Annotated in this window: 1 protein-coding gene; it reads right to left on the bottom strand. The window is 62.5% G+C overall.

Features of this window, described 5'->3' with window-relative positions:
- On the bottom strand, positions 1–267 hold a 267-nt coding region (locus tag SB764_RS40900; RefSeq protein ID WP_410866885.1), incomplete at both ends, for a hypothetical protein.

The raw sequence follows: 267 nt of genomic DNA, 5'->3' as shown, positions 1-267 counted from the left end.
CCAGCACCGATTTCAGCTTGCCCCCCGGACACGGCGTAGCGGCTTCATCGGGGACCCAATCGAGCTGTCGCTGGCCGTGCTCCCTGAAATCAGCCCGGATTTCGGAGACTGCAATTTGGAACAGGTCCATCATACCCGGTGCCACGTCTCTATTGTCCAGCCCTTCGAGATAGGTGTAGCGTCCGACGGGCTTCTTGGCCATACCGCCGCGCACTCCGGCTTCTTCCCAGGCTTCGATCGCCGCGGCCTCGTGGGGTTTGCGTTCCG

This window comes from Paraburkholderia sp. SIMBA_027 (assembly GCF_046535315.1).
Lineage (GTDB): Bacteria > Pseudomonadota > Gammaproteobacteria > Burkholderiales > Burkholderiaceae > Paraburkholderia > Paraburkholderia tropica.
The sequence above is the reverse complement of the archived record's forward strand: the minus strand, read 5'-3'. Positions and strand labels throughout refer to the sequence as shown.